The organism is Leptolyngbya sp. DQ-M1, assembly GCF_039962505.1.
Lineage (GTDB): Bacteria > Cyanobacteriota > Cyanobacteriia > Leptolyngbyales > Leptolyngbyaceae > Leptolyngbya.
Map to the genome: position 1 here is coordinate 143,505 of NZ_JAMPLJ010000001.1, position 14,101 is coordinate 157,605.

The window sequence follows — 14,101 nt, forward strand, 5'->3', positions numbered from 1 at the left end:
ACTTACTTAATCAATCCCAACAGTTCAGGCTGAGAAGCCGAGATTTGAGGAGCTGCTAAACCAGGCATTGCAATTTGCTGTGCTATGACTGGAACTGCATTTCGAGCATTCTGTGCGACTTGAACGGTTTTGACATCGTAGGTTTGAGTGATTAGCTTCGGATAGAGACCGATCGCGACGATCGGTAGCACCAGGGAAGCTGTAATGAACAGTTCTCTAGGATTCGCATCTAAGAAAACTTCTTTTTCAACCGCTTTGCCTTCTTTGCCGTAGAACATTTCACGCAGCATCGAGAGCAAGTAGATCGGAGTCACAATTAAACCGACCGCAGAGAGCAAGACGATGACGATTTTGAAAGTCGAGGTGTAAGCGTCGCTTGTGGTGAAGCCAAGGAAGATTGCCAACTCACCCACAAATCCGCTCATGCCAGGGAGTGCCAGCGATGCCATCGAGCAAATTGTGAACAGAGCAAAGGTCGAAGGCATTTTCTTCGCTAAGCCGCCCATGTCGTCCATATTCAGGGTGTGAGTGCGATCGTAGGTCACACCTGCCAAGAAGAAAAGCGCTGCTGCGATCAAACCGTGAGACACCATTTGTAACACCGCACCACTCATTCCTAACTCGGTAAAGGATGCGATACCCAGCAGCACAAACCCCATGTGCGAGATCGAAGAGTAAGCCATCCGACGCTTGAGGTTGCGCTGAGCAAAGGAAGCTAATGCACCGTAGATGATGTTAACAATTCCAAGAATTGCAAGAACCGGAGCGAAGTAAACATGAGCATGAGGCAGCATTTCCATGTTCATGCGAATCAACGCATAGCCACCCATTTTCAGCAGGACACCAGCCAGAATCATCGAAACCGGAGCAGAAGCTTCACCGTGAGCATCCGGCAACCAGGTATGCAGCGGGAAGATGGGAAGCTTGACTCCGAAAGCGATCAAGAACCCTGCATAAGTGAGTAATTCAAAGGTCAGGGAGTAGTCTTTTAGTCCTAACTCCTGCATATTGAAGGTGAAGTAGTCACCGTAGAACGCCATCGCCAACGCCGACACCAGAATAAAAATAGAGGCAAGTGCAGTGTAGAGAATAAATTTGGTGGCAGCGTAAAGGCGTTTCGGTCCGCCCCAAATGGCAATGAGAATGTACACCGGAACCAGTTCAACTTCCCACAATAGGAAAAACTGAATCATGTCTTGGGCACAGAACACACCAATCTGAGCGCTGTACATGACTAATAGTAAGAAGTAGAACAGTCGAGGCTTGTTCGTGACTTTCCAGCCTGCCAGCATGGATAGTGTGGTTACCAAGGCGGCGAGAACAACCAACGGCATTGAAATTCCATCAACTGCTAGTGACCAGTTAATTCCAAGTTGAGGAATCCAGGAGTAGCTTTCAGTCAGTTGGAAGTCGGGGTTTTGGAAGTCGTAGTGTTTCCAGAACGCATAAATTGAGAGAACGAGATCCGCTAAACCGACTCCTAATCCATACCAACGAACTGTTTTACCCTGTTTGTCGGGGATGAGTGGAATCAGAAGCGAGGCTGCGAGGGGAAGGACAATTAGAGTGGTTAACCAAGGGAAAGAAGTAACCATGACATCAGTGACCAGGTGTGTAGAGAGCAGGGGGTCGGTGTAAAGCACCAGTGACTCAATCCGCTAAGAAGCCCAATCAGACAATAAAGAAGGAAGATAGCGATCGAACTTTGGGCGGCGGGAGTCGTGGCGGCGGGTAATGTCTCTAGAGCGAGGCGGCGGTCACAATTCCCACAAGATACTTGGCGGATCAAGTGTTTTGCGTGGAGGAAAACCCAATGAGGATTTGTACCTACTGCACTAATCTTACTCCAGTTTGTTAAGCAAAATGAACTTAACCAACAGAATGTGGAGGATTTTGGATTGGACTATCAGAGGGTAGGACATAGAATTCCTTTATCCACAGAAGTTTTTGGTGATGACACTGCGAATCTTCTCTATGAATCAGCGCAAGTACGGATTGAAGTGTCCGCAATCATCAGAACTTTACAATGGTTAACATTATAGTAAGGCTGGATCAATTGTGACAAAAATTTAATATTTGCCTCTAACGATTGATAGGTGAGCGTTTGAGCACTTTTGATAGGGAAATCTGTGGGTTTACGATCGCTTCATCGCTTTCCCAGACACAAAACCCTCAAAGGCTTTCCTTAGATAACCGATTTGACCGTAGCTGTAGACTAGATTTTCAAAGCGTTGAGCTGGATCAGTGGCAAACTTGAGCGATTTATAAAGCCCGCGAACTAATCGTTCTCCGCCGCGCCGAAACTGTCCGACCCCAGCTTCCCCTGCGATCTGCTCCCGGTAACATTCACTAATGCCCTGCCACCAACCGCGATCAAGAAACCACCTTCTTCTTACCCGTTCTGGAGCGACATGATGGGCGACGCAGGCAGCAGGGAGATAGGCGACTTCCCATCCGGTTTGCAGCGCTAGATGGGTCATGTGAAGTTCTTCATTAGAGAGAAGATTTTTACCAACGCGCCCTAGGTTGGGGTCGAATCCGCCGATCTGATCGAGGAACGACTTACGAATCGAGTAGTTTAAGCCGCGTGGAGTGAGTCCGGGACGATCGATTTGAACGATCGCATCGCCCAAATCGTATGCACCTAAATTGCCAGCGAGTCCGTCAGACAGCCATTTTGGGGACGTGATCCCGTCTGTCCAAATCAGAGTAACCTTGCCGCCTGCGATCGCGAGTCTCGGATTTTCCTGATAGGCAGCGTAAATTGTTCTGAGCCAGTGCGGAGAGGCGATCGCATCGTCATCCAAATAGGTCAAAATTTCGCTCTTCGCACTGTTTGCACCGGTGTTTCGAGCGACTGATAAACCAATTTCTGGCTCGTAAATGTAGCGGAGTCTTGGATCAGCGAGTCGTGCTTCAACGACTTCACGAGTACGATCGCTTGAGGCATTATCGACAACAATAATTTCAAAGGCGGTGAAGTCTTGAGCCAGAAGGCTATCGATTGCGAGACCTAAATAGCGATCGCGGTTGTGAGTGCAAATAATGGCGGAGACGAGCGGTTGCGGCACTTTCATAACAGGGCTTGAATCAAAACAAGCTCAGAGTACCCGCATCGTCTAATCTTTCATCTTGCCATGTAGAGCAACTAACGATTCTGCAAGTCCACTAAGGCGCTGTTCGAGGTGCTGTTTGCGATCGAGCAGTTGCCGGAGTTTGTGATAGCGAGCGATCGCTAAGCTTAAGCTGGGAATTTGCTCTGCTGGGCAGGGATATGACCAGCGCTGTCCGTCGGTGTTGATTCCGCAGAGGCGATATCCTGCTTTTGGGGCATCTTTTGTGCCGGGAATCGGTGCGGCGCAAATCTCTTCGATATAAGACATGAGACGATCGACTTCGGCATGGCGCAGAGTTGAAAGATCTCCTAACGGCTGTCCGGAGTGAGATTCGAGCCAGCCATCGACGATCGGCCCTTCTAGATAGAGGTCTTGAATCTGACGCAAGGTTTGGTTTAACTCGATGTGCCAGCGATCGACGATCGTCTGCATATCAACCAGTAAGCTGGAGGCAAGCGAAGGATTGGCACTATTGCGATGAGTGGTAAAGTTTGGAGCTTTGAGCCTTGGGAGGTTAAGTGGTTTCGGTTCGATCAGGGGTTCGACGATCGGTGGAGCGGAAATTTCTGGCTCGATCGCTTTGGGAGGCTTAGTATGTAGCGAAAACGAAACCGATCGCACCTGTGCTGCGGGTTCTGGATACAGAGCAGTAGATAAAGTGGGAACTTTTTTATTCAGTTGAAGCAGGGTTTCTTCAATCCGTCGCAGATCTTTCTTCATCGCTGCCGAAGTTTTCTTGATTCAAGGTAAAGGTTATTGTAGCGGCGAATTCGCTTTCAGAGTAGATTCTAAAGTTTTTTTATGGCGAAACTGATTTTAGTGACCGGAGCGGCTCGCTCAGGCAAAAGCGAATGGGCAGAACAACTTGCAGCCGATTCAGGAAAGCCTGTCATTTATATTGCAACCGCTCAAGAGAATCTAGAGGATTTAGAATGGCAAGCCCGGATCGAAAAACATCGATCGCGCCGTCCTGAAATTTGGCAAACGCGATCGATTCCCGTGAAATTAAGTTCAGCGATCGTTGACTCTTCGGCTTCAGATTGCCTGCTCATTGATTCGCTTGGAACGTGGCTGGCAAACGTGCTAGATCAAACCGAAGCCGAATGGCAAGAAACCCTAGACACTCTTTTTCAGAGCTTCGATCGCACTGAAAGCCTGATTATTTTTGTTGCAGAAGAAACAGGATGGGGAGTCGTTCCAGCCTATCCAATCGGGCGATTATTTCGGGATCGCTTGGGAAATCTGGTGCGGGAACTGGGCGCGATCGCGGATACCGTTTATCTCGTGGCTGGCGGTCACGTTTTGAACCTGAGCCAGCTTGGAACACCGTTGAAAAGTTATCCCCAAAAATAGATAGTTTTGCGGCGTTTGAGCATGAACCTCAATCACATTGTGTCCCAGCAACCGCTCCAAACTTCTTATACAAACGCTTAGATGGATCGGGTAGAATCTCAATCAAATTATTAATACTTCAACAACTTCAATCCTTACTTAAACAAGCGTCATTCTCCTGCGCGATTTTTGGCTTTTGCTCCTGCACCACTGAAACCTATGGAATCTTTCGACCCTCAGAATCAGCCTGCGATCGATTCTGCTGAAACGCCTGATCCCCAACCCTCACCCAAGAATCGCAAGCTTTGGATTAGCTTATTTTGCACGGGTCTTTTAACCGCGGGTGGGTTTGGCTTCTGGCGCATTCTAAATCCGGAAGGAGAAAAACCTGCTGTTGCACAATCTCAAGGACAACCCCCAAGAGCCGTTGAAACCACTCGTCTTGGCACTGGAGCACCAACCCGAACGGTGCAGCTTTTAGGGCAGGTCGAAGCCTCTAACCAATCGACCATTCGTGCTCAGACGGGTGGAATTGTAAAGGAGATTTTTGTGCAGCCCGGTGATCAGGTTACGGCGGGCATGGAGGTTGCAATTCTGGATGATTCAGACCAGCAGTTAGGCATCGCTCAAGCTCAAGCAAAATTGGCACAAGAACGCAGCAATTTAGCGCGATTGCGGGCAGGAACGCGATCGGAGGTGATTGCTCAACGTCAAGCGGCAGTCAATTCAGCAAAAGCAAGAGAACGAGAAGCACAAGACAACCTCAAGCGGACTTTGGCATTGGTCAGAGAAGGAGCCATTTCGCAGCGATTGTTAGTCGAAGCGCGATCGCAAGTCGATCAGGCAACGGGACAAAGACTTGCAGCACAAGCGAGTTTAGCGGAAGCGAAAGCAGGTCCAATTCGTGAAGAAATTGAGGCGCAACAGGCAACAGTCGCAGCAGCTCAAGCAACGGTAAATCAGGCAAAACTGGCACAAAGACGGACTCAAATTGTCGCCACCGCATCTGGGGTAGTGCAGATGCGCCATGTCAGTCGTGGAGATTTAGTCCAGGGTTCCGGGCAGATTGTGACGCTGGTTTCAGGGGGGGGAATCGACGTTTTCCTGGAGTTGCCGGAAGAGTTGGGCGGAAAAGTGACACCGGGAATGCCGATCGCGCTCACCACCCGTGCTTTACCCCAGTGGAAACAGCAAACCGCAATTACTGCCGTGGTTCCTTCCGCTGATGCGACTTCTAGAAGACAGCGCGTTCGAGTCCAAATCTCCAATCCGCCCAAGGGATTATTGCCGGGAATGGCGATCGCAGGTGCATTGACGCTGCCTACCACGCAAGACAGCTTTGTCGTATCACGCGATGCGCTCACGCGGCGACGCAATCAATGGGTTGTGTTTACGATCACTGACAACAAAGCCAAACCGATTCCGGTTGAACTGGTAACTGATATGGGTGAACAGGTCGCGATTTTTAGTCCGGAGCTGCGATCGGGACAAGAAATTGTGATTCGAGGCGGCGATGGCTTGAATGAGGATGCCCCCGTGAAAATTGTGGGAGGCGCATCGTGAAGTTGATTGAAACGGCGGTTCGCTGGCGACATGGAACGTTTGTGCTGTTCTGTCTGCTAGCAATCTTTGGTGTGTTTTCGCTCTTTCGATTGCCGCTAGAGTTACAGCCCGGTGGCGATCGTCCAGAAATTACAATCAATACTGGATATCCGGGAGCTGCACCTGCGGAAGTTGAAGATTTGATCACGCGCCCGATCGAAGAGCAGATGGAAGAAGTGCTGGGCGTAAAAGAAATCAGCAGTACATCCCGTCCAGGGCGCAGTTCGATCACGCTCACTTTTGAAGAAGGTACGAGCGTCGAGAATCGACTGGTCGATGTGCTGAATCGGTTGCAGCAGGTTGCCAGTCTGCCACCGGAAGCGCTCGAATCCAACGTGGAGTTAGTCGGGGGCAATAGCTCTCCGATGATGTGGATTCCGTTTGATACCCAGCCCGGATTTGAACCGGATCCCGATCGCTACCGCGATTTAGCAGAAGAGATTGTTTTACCGAGATTGCGGCGGGTTCAAGGAGTCGGACAGTTCATCGTTTCCGGCGGGCGGCAGCGAGAAGTTGAGGTTCGAGTTGATCCGAAAGCTCTAGCTGATCGAAATTTGACGATCGGCGATGTTGTGCGAGTGCTGCGGGAAAATAACCGCGATATTCGGGGCGGCCCCTTAGAGTTAGGGCGGCGAGAATATCGGGTGAGAACTCTGAGCCGATCGCAAGATATTGAACAGATTGCGGGCTTTGTGCTGCGGCGGGATGCTGGAGGAACGGTCTACATTCGCGATGTCGCCAAGGTAGAAATGGGGCGCAAGATTCGCGATAGTGCGCTGTTATTTAACGATAAACCTGCGGTCGCAGTTGGCATTATTCGGCAGGTCGGGGCAAACGTTCCTGAAATCTCCCAAGGAGTCAGACAGGCGATTGCCGAACTCCAAGTCCAGTTTGATCAGCAAAAAGAAGGCATTCGCTTTGTTTATAACTACGACGAGAACGAATACGTTAGTCAAGCAGTTAACTTTGTGCAAGAAAATCTGATCGCTGGAGCGGTACTTGCGACGATCGTATTAGTATTATTTCTCGGTTCAATGCGAACCGTTGCTGTGATCGCAATTACGATTCCGATTGCCTCCGTGATGATTTTCATCGTGATGTCTTGGTTGGGTCGATCGCTGAATATTATTAGTCTGGCTGGAATTGCATTTTCCGTTGGCATGGTCGTGGATAACTCGATCGTCGTGATTGAAAACATCTTTACGCATATGCAGCGTGGAGAAAGTGCATTTCGAGCCGCAATCACAGCAACCCAAGAGGTTTGGGGCGCGATGCTTGGCTCGACGCTAACCAACGTCGTTGTGTTTATTCCGCTGTTAATGGTAACGGGTGAAGCAGGACAGCTTTATGCGGATATGGCGATTACCATGTCTTGCTCCGCCATCTTCTCTTTGTTTGCTGCGATCACGCTTGTTCCAATGCTATCTGGATTGTTTCTAAAAGAATCAGAGGCAATGCAGATGTTTGAAGGCGGCGAATATCGGGGGGGCAACTGGTTTGAGCGCTCAGTTGCCAAAACATCTGCCGCCTTTCGACAGATCCAAGGAAAGTTTGAGCATTTCCTAGCCAGAACTGTTCGCTGGTCGATCGGTCGTCACCACATGAAGCGGCGATTGCTTGTTTTAGCAATTCCAGTTTCTCTATTGTTTGCGAGTTTCTTTTTGTTGCCCCCTGCCGATTATCTCCCAGAAGGCAATCGCAACCAGATTCAGTGGCGCGTTGAGCCGCTAGCGGGAACAAGTATTGCAGAGGCGATCGAGCAGTCTAAACCTGTGCGAGAATTTGTCCGCGCTCAGCCCGAAGTTGATCGCGTCATGTTTATCGATCGCCCAGGCGCATTGAGAGCGATCTCAGCAATTCTAAAACCTGAGTTTGCCACAACGCGCGGGCTGGCAGAAATGGTGAATCGCTTCCGGGCAGCGAGTAACAATTTCGCGGGCTATCGATTCATGGTTCCGATCCGTCCCTCGATTTTCCGCGATCCGGGCAAAGAATTTGAAGTCGATATCGTGGGCACCGATTTGAACCAGATCGGACAAATCGATCGCGAGATCTCAGGCAAGCTACGCGCTATCAATGGAATTCGCAATGTGCGATCGAACTTTGTTGTTGGTGCAGGCGAATTGCAAGTGATTCCTAATCGAGAACGGCTGGCAGAAGTTGGACTCTCGGAATCCGAGATTGGTTCGATGGTGGAAACGGCGCTCGGTGGCAGGCTGGCTTCTAAGTTCATCGATGGTAAAGAAGAACTCGATGTCTCGGTAGAACTGCAAAATATCTTCGTTCAAACCCCAGAGCAGTTGCGGCAATTGCCCCTATTTGCAAGGGGTAAACGCATTCAGCTTGGAGATGTGGCTGACGTTAGAGAAGCGACTGGAGCCGACGTGATTAATCACACCGATTTAGAGCGATCAGTGACGTTAACGGCTTCTTTGGCAGACACGGCTCCTTTGAGCGCGATCGTCACTCAAGTCAAGCGCGAGATTCTCGCTCCAGCACAGGCAAATCTACCCGCAGGCTACCGCTTAGCATTAGCGGGAACGGCTGACCAACTGGCAACAACAGTGTCCCAATTAACAGCCGCATTCGCGTTTGCCGTCGTGATTACTTATCTATTACTGGTTGCGTTGTATCGATCGTTTCTCTATCCTGTCGTGATCATGGCAACAGTTCCGATGGGCATGAGTGGTGCTCTGTTGAGTTTGGTTCTCGTCAATCAAATTCCTGGAATGTCAGTTCCATTAGATATGATCACCGCTTTGGGATTCGTGATTCTAACTGGAATTGTGGTGAATAACGCGATTTTGCTGGTCGATCGTGCATTGCAGCTTCAGCAAGAAGGAGAAGATTACGATTCCTCGCTGTTAAGTGCGACCAAGGATCGACTGAGAGCCATTTTCATGTCGGCGGGAACGAGCGTTTTGGGAATGCTGCCGCTTGCAGTGTTACCCGGTCAAGGTTCGGAGCTTTATCAAGGCTTAGGAATTGTTTTAACTGGAGGATTAACATTCTCAACGGTGTTAACTCCAACGGTCGTTCCAGCGTTGATGGGATTGTTGCGCGACTTTTCCGGGAAGCGATCGACTCCGATTCCAGCCAGTGAAATTGCAAGCATCAAGAAAATCGGCGCAACGGAGCATTAAAAAGTTTTGGGGAGAAATAGGGCTTTTATGGTTCTAAAATTTGTCGTTTAAATCTGACTGCAGATGTGCTACTATTGGCAATGCCGCTCAAATCGGCGGAAAACACATCGGGGCGTAGCGCAGCTTGGTAGCGCACTACTTTGGGGTAGTAGGGGTCGTGGGTTCAAATCCCGCCGCTCCGATAAGACAAAAGCCAGTCCATGACTGGCTTTTGTCGTTTCTAGGAATTCGAAAGGCAGTGGTATACACACTGGTATCTTTGTTCGTTCTGGTACGCTTTAATGCGGTTTCCGTCGGGGTAGTGGTATAAGATTCGGTATACCGATCAGTCCACCAATTGAGCCGTATACCACGAATGGCGAGAGACAAGGTTGAAGTCAAGATTGAAGAGATGCGCGGAAATTTGCGCCTGCGTTGGACGCATGAGCGGAAGCGGTACTGTTTAAGCTTGGGTCTCAGAGATAACGCCACAAATCGTGCTCAAGCGCAAATGAGAGCGTCTGTGATCGAACGCGATATCGAGTATGGAATGTTTGTCCAACGTTGTTCAAATACCGCTCGGAGAAGCATGGCAATACGCCAATCAAGGTATATGAATTGTTTGAACGACACATTGAATACAAGCGCGGAAAAATCGCGAACCAAACGTTAGACAAGTATCACGGGGTACTTAGCAACCTTAAGACTTACTTCCGAGAGCGCTATGCCGGGAATTTGACAGAATCCGACTGCGAGAAGTTTAAATCTTGGCTGTCAGAGAAACTTGCGCCGATTACGCTCAAGCAATACTTAAGCGCAATCAAAACCGCTTGGGAGTGGGCGATCGCTCGGAAGATGGTTAGCGAGAATCCCTGGATCGAGATCGTTAAACAAGTTCCACGCGGCAAGGTTAAAAAACCTCAACCTTTTACAGCTCAGGAAGTGCAGCGCATCATCCAGCATTTCAGAACGCACCCAGAATATAGCTACTATGCGGATTATGCAGAATTCTTGCTTTGTACTGGATGTCGAATTGAGGAAGCGATCGCGCTCACTTGGGGTGATGTCACAGAAGACTGTTCCCAAATTTGGTTTGGAAAAGCCTACAACCGTGGGGATTTACGCAAATTAAGGCAGGTGAAGCGGGTTTTGTGCCACTAAGTAAAAGTCTTCAGCAAATGCTATTGAGAAGACGTGCGATCGACGTCAAGCCAGAAGCGCTAATCTTTCCAACGCCTCGAAAGGGTGGATATATGGATAACGCAAACTTTCGCAACCGAGCTTGGAAAACCGTTCTCAGCGAGCTAGACATCCCCTACCGCAAACCAAATACCTCTCGTCATACCCTCATCAGCTATTGGCTGAAACAAGGTGAAGATCCCGCTACGGTTGCAAAATACACGCGCACGTCTCTCAAAATGATTTTTGAACACTATGGTCACTACATTCCAAGTAAGGCAACGTTGCCAGATATCTTAGGCGATATTCTTCCTCCCACCTCTGACGGGAACGGCTCCGGGGTGTAATTCCTGAAACCGTTGGATTGCGGTTATATGCAAGTCAGGGTCTTTCTGGCACTTTGCTGTCAGCCACACTTCAATCATCCGCTTGTTGAATGTGACTTTACCTTTGGGGATTGGTTGGAAATAGTGAACGCCATTAATCCATGCAAATGGGTCATCCTTGAGTGCAATTTGCTCCCACATCGCAGTGGCACCCCAGTCCAGATATGACAGCAGTTGCTCTTGACTGATAACCTCGATTAGCTCAAAAAATTTGTGTTCAGCCGCCATGATTTCGATTCACCTTATATTCTGCGTAAAGATTTAGTGCTTTCTCTGCAAGTTGCAGCAGCTTCGCCGCACCGGGTCTACGTGCGATCGCGTCAATCCTCCCATGAAGGCAGTTGAACCGCCTGCATATAGGCAAACTTGCCCGATCGCGCTTGCTGAAATAAATCCCAGAATATCCCCTGCTGAATCCACGGTGAGGATAGCAATAGAATCTTGCCTAACTTGCCAAACTGCGCGGTAGAAGGCGCTAACGCTTGATAGAGACTAGAACCGCTTTGGTTTCCATCGGTATCGATCGCGAAGGCTAACTCGTCAAAAATGATGAACGGGCACGCCATCCCCCGTCCCGATCGACTACTCGCAGGCATGGCGCGGAATACACAGCCGTTTGATAGCTCTAAAGTATCTGCGGTCTCGCGTTCGATCATTGGCTTCAGAATAGGAGAGCCATTCACTAAATCCTTGATATTGCCTAACGCGATCCGCGCCTGGTCAATCGTGTTAGCGACCGTAATGATGTAGAACCGCTCACCGGAGCGTAGATACTTTTTGTACGCATCTGCCAGCATCGTTCCGGCATACACTGCCGCGATCGCTGCCATCAAGGTTTTACCGCTTCTGCGTCCCAATGCCCAAACGCCGATCGAACTCTGCTGAGTAAAAAAGCCTTCAAGAATCTCGCTTTGCTTGTCCCATAAGGGAGTGTTGAGCAGATTACGATCACGGGCAAACTCACTGATTCGGACTGGCATCTGGCTTATCCTGCTTTTCTGAGAGGTATTGGAGATAGTTTTTAAGGTTGTCTTCCGCACTGCGATCTCGATGTCCATCGGGATACAACCCTAGCAACTTCGACCGCTCTGTAATCACTTTTGCCACGCCATTAAGGAACTGTGGATCACCGGTTTTCTGCTCGGTTCGAGTGGCAATCTTAACGCGACCATCCCCGGCAATCGAGCCGCCTTCTTCACTTGCGATCGCATTCCGTAATTGCTCACGGATCGAGGTTTCTTTTGACTCTTGCGATCGCTCCCATGCCTGCCAATACTCGCGCTCTAACAAGTCGAGCCGATCTCGTTGCATTCCCCGTTCCGCGTCGAAATCTCTCAACGATGATTCTTGCCAATGTCGCTCTAAAGATTTCAGATCACGCGAAACTGTGGACTGATCCAACTCTAAATAGTCAGCAATTTGCTGCTGAGTCCAGCCTTTTAAGCGCAGTTCCGCGACTGTGGCACGATCGCGATCGCGCTGAATTTTAGATCGTCTGTCACGTCCGCTCATGCATTCCTTTGTTATGCGTTTAATATCCCTCGCGCACCTGCCGCATAATTTCGTTGATTCTCTCTTCAGAGAACTCGATCTTAGGTGCTTTTGTCGCTGCCGCTGCTGGGACTTGCTCTCGGCTCATTTCAACGAAGGGACAATTAGGATTAGTTGAAATCGAGTTCAACATCATTTGCCAGCGATCGGGATGACGGCGCTTCAGTTCCTCGATGTTTTGATGCAGTGACAAAATTAAATCTCGATTGCTCATAATCTATGGTTAGAACATTTGCTCTATTATCCCCTGCTTTTCTTGCGATAAGTACGATCGCACTAGAACTGGTCGCCACTCGCTTGAATGGGGTGGCATTTCCTCTCGATAGATTGGGGACAATTACAGGATTTCTGGAAAGAAAAAAGTTGATCGATAAGTTGAGCCGATAAATTTGATCGCACCAATTCTGGACCAACACCGATCACGCCTTAGTCCAACGATCGAAACTGCCTCGATCCGCAGGATGTTTGCTATGTCTACGTTTACGAGATTTATGGCTTTAGAAATTTGGTAGGAATGCTTGGAAATTTTGCGAAGTAGGCAGTGCGAGAGACGAGAACGGTCGCAAGTCTTGTTAGCGCTTCGATGTTTGCGCTCTGCTGCTGAGCTACCGCCAGATGTCCATTGATTGCTTGATTCGTTTCTCGAATTGCCTCAGTTAATCTATCGATCGATTTCTCGGTACGTTCGCCCCATTTTTCTAAATTCGCAGATGTCTGCTTCTGTTGTGCTGCCAATTGGGCAATGTTAAGCGCAAGAGCGTCGATCGATGCGGTGACGCGATCAAAGTTTCGATTGTCGTTATCTCGCATGACTGACAGCAGATCAACGATCGTTTTAAGCGTTTGCTTCTCGAATGACTCAGGCATTAACTTTTACCTCTGATCTCGTTTGCGCCAGTTCATCGAAACTCACCCCAAAATCTACGCCTAAAACATCCTCGACTTTGCGTAGATTCTCGATCGCCAGTGTCCCCTAGTTCTCCCCGATTGTTTCCTAATCTATAAAAATATCGAACTGAGGTTTAGAGCATTGTTAACCGTAAAAAATAGCCCATCAGTAGTTACCTCTCAAGCTTCAAAAGCTTCAGCATTAAGAGAAAAAATCAAAATTGATGAGAGTAAACTTGGTAATCTTATATTTAAGATTGCAGAAACTAAGTCAGAGTTAGAGCAGGCATTTAAGCTAGTTTATAATGCCTATATTCAAATAGAATACATGAATCCTCATCCTTCAGGAATGCGACTTCATCCCCTTCACGTCTTACAAAATTCAACAATATTTATTGGTGTACACAATGACAAAGTAGTAACAACAATGGCTCTGTCTCCTGATTCCGAATTAGGCTTACCTATGGACTGTATTTATCAGGAAGAACTTGCTACTATTCGTCATCAAAAACGGCGATTTGCAGAAATTGGAGCGTTGGCATCAGACCCTAATTTTAGATACAGAGATTTTACTATTCCGTTACATCTCAATAAAATCATGTATCTATATGCAAAACAGTATTTGCAGTTAGATGACCTTGTAATTGGAGTCGTTCCCAAGCATCAATCTTTCTATACAGCTATTCTTCCGTTTCAGCAAATTGGAGCAATCAAAGCTTATCAAGGTATCAACCAAAATCCTGTTATTCTTCTTAGACTTAATTTACACACTGAAGAAGATGATTTGTACCAGACCTATCACAAGTATCCAATTGAAAAAAATCTCTATCATTTCTTTTGCCTTCATGATAGTGAATGTATTTATCTCCCATACCTCAATAATTCTCGGTTAAAGACAAAAACAGCGTAAAGTGAAAGTCTTTCG

14 protein-coding genes and 1 tRNA gene are annotated in these 14,101 nt (G+C 48.4%); 7 read left to right on the forward strand and 8 right to left on the reverse strand.

Features of this window, described 5'->3' with window-relative positions:
* Nucleotides 1–2: 2 nt before the first annotated feature.
* The 3 genes from NC981_RS00655 to NC981_RS00665 all read right to left on the reverse strand — a co-directional run bounded on the left by NC981_RS00655 (nt 3) and on the right by NC981_RS00665 (nt 3,836).
* Complete coding sequence (locus NC981_RS00655) at nt 3–1,595, reverse strand: NAD(P)H-quinone oxidoreductase subunit 4 (protein ID WP_348241103.1); 1,593 nt, start codon at nt 1,593–1,595, stop codon at nt 3–5.
* A 540-nt stretch (nt 1,596–2,135) separates the two neighbouring features.
* On the reverse strand, nt 2,136–3,071 hold the full coding sequence (locus NC981_RS00660; protein WP_348242015.1) for a glycosyltransferase family 2 protein: 936 nt from the start codon (nt 3,069–3,071) through the stop codon (nt 2,136–2,138).
* Nucleotides 3,072–3,119: 48 nt separating this feature from the next.
* Nucleotides 3,120–3,836: a hypothetical protein gene (locus NC981_RS00665; protein ID WP_348241104.1), complete on the reverse strand. Its 717-nt coding sequence runs from the start codon at nt 3,834–3,836 to the stop codon at nt 3,120–3,122.
* 81 nt (nt 3,837–3,917) lie between these two features.
* Between NC981_RS00665 and cobU the strand changes: the two genes are divergently transcribed.
* The 6 genes from cobU (at nt 3,918) to NC981_RS00695 (ending at nt 10,698) form a co-directional block, all read left to right on the forward strand.
* Nucleotides 3,918–4,469, forward strand: a complete 552-nt coding sequence (gene cobU, locus NC981_RS00670) for a bifunctional adenosylcobinamide kinase/adenosylcobinamide-phosphate guanylyltransferase (protein WP_348241105.1) — start codon at nt 3,918–3,920, stop codon at nt 4,467–4,469.
* Nucleotides 4,470–4,667: 198 nt separating this feature from the next.
* Nucleotides 4,668–6,011, forward strand: a complete 1,344-nt coding sequence (locus NC981_RS00675) for an efflux RND transporter periplasmic adaptor subunit (protein WP_348241106.1) — start codon at nt 4,668–4,670, stop codon at nt 6,009–6,011.
* On the forward strand, nt 6,008–9,193 hold the full coding sequence (locus NC981_RS00680; protein WP_348241107.1) for an efflux RND transporter permease subunit: 3,186 nt from the start codon (nt 6,008–6,010) through the stop codon (nt 9,191–9,193). The genes NC981_RS00675 and NC981_RS00680 overlap by 4 nt, the downstream gene beginning before the upstream one ends.
* Nucleotides 9,194–9,301: 108 nt before the next feature.
* Nucleotides 9,302–9,375 (forward strand) — tRNA-Pro (locus tag NC981_RS00685).
* Nucleotides 9,376–9,736: 361 nt separating this feature from the next.
* Nucleotides 9,737–10,333, forward strand: a complete 597-nt coding sequence (locus tag NC981_RS00690; protein ID WP_348241108.1) for a phage integrase SAM-like domain-containing protein — start codon at nt 9,737–9,739, stop codon at nt 10,331–10,333.
* Nucleotides 10,324–10,698 (forward strand): hypothetical protein, encoded by a 375-nt coding sequence (locus NC981_RS00695; protein ID WP_348241109.1) that lies wholly within the window; start codon nt 10,324–10,326, stop codon nt 10,696–10,698. The genes NC981_RS00690 and NC981_RS00695 overlap by 10 nt, the downstream gene beginning before the upstream one ends.
* On the opposite strand, the gene NC981_RS00700 is transcribed toward NC981_RS00695, so the two are convergent.
* The 5 genes from NC981_RS00700 to NC981_RS00720 form a co-directional block, all read right to left on the reverse strand.
* Nucleotides 10,648–10,965 carry a hypothetical protein gene (locus NC981_RS00700; RefSeq protein WP_348241110.1) on the reverse strand — a complete coding sequence of 106 codons (318 nt, stop codon included), beginning with the start codon at nt 10,963–10,965 and terminating at the stop codon, nt 10,648–10,650. The genes NC981_RS00695 and NC981_RS00700 overlap by 51 nt on opposite strands.
* A gap of 92 nt (nt 10,966–11,057) precedes the next feature.
* Nucleotides 11,058–11,717: a hypothetical protein gene (locus tag NC981_RS00705; protein ID WP_348241111.1), complete on the reverse strand. Its 660-nt coding sequence runs from the start codon at nt 11,715–11,717 to the stop codon at nt 11,058–11,060.
* The gene (locus tag NC981_RS00710; protein WP_348241112.1) at nt 11,698–12,249 is read right to left on the reverse strand and encodes a helix-turn-helix domain-containing protein; all 552 of its coding nucleotides are present in this window, start codon (nt 12,247–12,249) and stop codon (nt 11,698–11,700) included. The genes NC981_RS00705 and NC981_RS00710 overlap by 20 nt, the downstream gene beginning before the upstream one ends.
* A gap of 19 nt (nt 12,250–12,268) precedes the next feature.
* Nucleotides 12,269–12,502: a hypothetical protein gene (locus NC981_RS00715; RefSeq protein ID WP_348241113.1), complete on the reverse strand. Its 234-nt coding sequence runs from the start codon at nt 12,500–12,502 to the stop codon at nt 12,269–12,271.
* Nucleotides 12,503–12,777: 275 nt separating this feature from the next.
* Nucleotides 12,778–13,155 (reverse strand): hypothetical protein, encoded by a 378-nt coding sequence (locus NC981_RS00720; RefSeq protein WP_348241114.1) that lies wholly within the window; start codon nt 13,153–13,155, stop codon nt 12,778–12,780.
* A 163-nt stretch (nt 13,156–13,318) separates the two neighbouring features.
* Between NC981_RS00720 and NC981_RS00725 the strand changes: the two genes are divergently transcribed.
* The gene (locus tag NC981_RS00725; RefSeq protein ID WP_348241115.1) at nt 13,319–14,086 is read left to right on the forward strand and encodes a hypothetical protein; all 768 of its coding nucleotides are present in this window, start codon (nt 13,319–13,321) and stop codon (nt 14,084–14,086) included.
* The last annotated feature ends 15 nt before the right edge of the window (nt 14,087–14,101 follow it).

Coding starts and splice junctions, on each gene's coding strand:
- NC981_RS00705 (WP_348241111.1), bottom strand. CDS start 11,717: ATGCCAGTCCGAATCAGTGAGTTTGCCCGTGATCGTAATCTGCTCAAC.
- NC981_RS00720 (WP_348241114.1), bottom strand. CDS start 13,155: ATGCCTGAGTCATTCGAGAAGCAAACGCTTAAAACGATCGTTGATCTG.
- NC981_RS00665 (WP_348241104.1), bottom strand. CDS start 3,836: ATGAAGAAAGATCTGCGACGGATTGAAGAAACCCTGCTTCAACTGAAT.
- NC981_RS00675 (WP_348241106.1), top strand. CDS start 4,668: ATGGAATCTTTCGACCCTCAGAATCAGCCTGCGATCGATTCTGCTGAA.
- cobU (WP_348241105.1), top strand. CDS start 3,918: ATGGCGAAACTGATTTTAGTGACCGGAGCGGCTCGCTCAGGCAAAAGC.
- NC981_RS00655 (WP_348241103.1), bottom strand. CDS start 1,595: ATGGTTACTTCTTTCCCTTGGTTAACCACTCTAATTGTCCTTCCCCTC.
- NC981_RS00715 (WP_348241113.1), bottom strand. CDS start 12,502: ATGAGCAATCGAGATTTAATTTTGTCACTGCATCAAAACATCGAGGAA.
- NC981_RS00710 (WP_348241112.1), bottom strand. CDS start 12,249: ATGAGCGGACGTGACAGACGATCTAAAATTCAGCGCGATCGCGATCGT.
- NC981_RS00700 (WP_348241110.1), bottom strand. CDS start 10,965: ATGGCGGCTGAACACAAATTTTTTGAGCTAATCGAGGTTATCAGTCAA.